Genomic DNA, 482 nt, shown 5'->3' with positions numbered 1-482 from the left:
CGATTCGATCAGGCGCAGCGAATGTTCGTGGCCCTTGAAGATCTTGCCGTCATAGCACCGCTCACCCTCGAAGACCGAGCTGGCATAGTGCATCGCATGGGTCAGGATGTGTACCTTGGCGTCGCGCCAGTCCACCAGGTCCCCGTCCATCCAGATCTTGCCGTCGCGATCGTCGTAAGCCAGCATCATATGTCTCCATCCGCCGCCCGGTTTTTCGATTCTTGCGCCTGTCAGGGCGGATTTGGCATGTTTGTTACGCAAGATGCTTGACGGCTAGCAATCACGGATTAGAAAGTCAACAACGCTGCCATATCCGGGGCAGGTGACGAACAGAGGGTGCAGATGCAGGAAAAAGCGCGGATCCAGGCGATGATGGGCGAGGACCTGCTGTTCCTGACCGACGACCAGCTGCGCCGCGGGATCGAGGCGATGTTCTTTGCCTATCGCGCCTTCACCGCCGATCCGGACCTGATCCTGGCCGA

Annotated in this window: 2 pseudogenes; one reads left to right on the top strand and one right to left on the bottom strand. The window is 58.9% G+C overall.

The window, feature by feature from the left end:
* Positions 1-189, bottom strand: a pseudogene (locus tag TW83_RS13050) (branched-chain amino acid aminotransferase); the annotation flags it as partial.
* A gap of 153 nt (positions 190-342) precedes the next feature.
* On the opposite strand from TW83_RS13050, the pseudogene TW83_RS22045 reads away from it, so the two are divergent.
* Positions 343-482 (top strand): annotated as a pseudogene (locus TW83_RS22045) (MarR family transcriptional regulator); the annotation flags it as partial.

The organism is Paracoccus sp. S4493 (assembly GCF_000967735.1).
In the GTDB taxonomy this organism is placed as follows: Bacteria; Pseudomonadota; Alphaproteobacteria; order Rhodobacterales; family Rhodobacteraceae; genus Paracoccus; species Paracoccus marcusii.
Note: the sequence above shows the minus strand (reverse complement) of the source record. Positions and strands in the feature narration are given on the sequence as shown.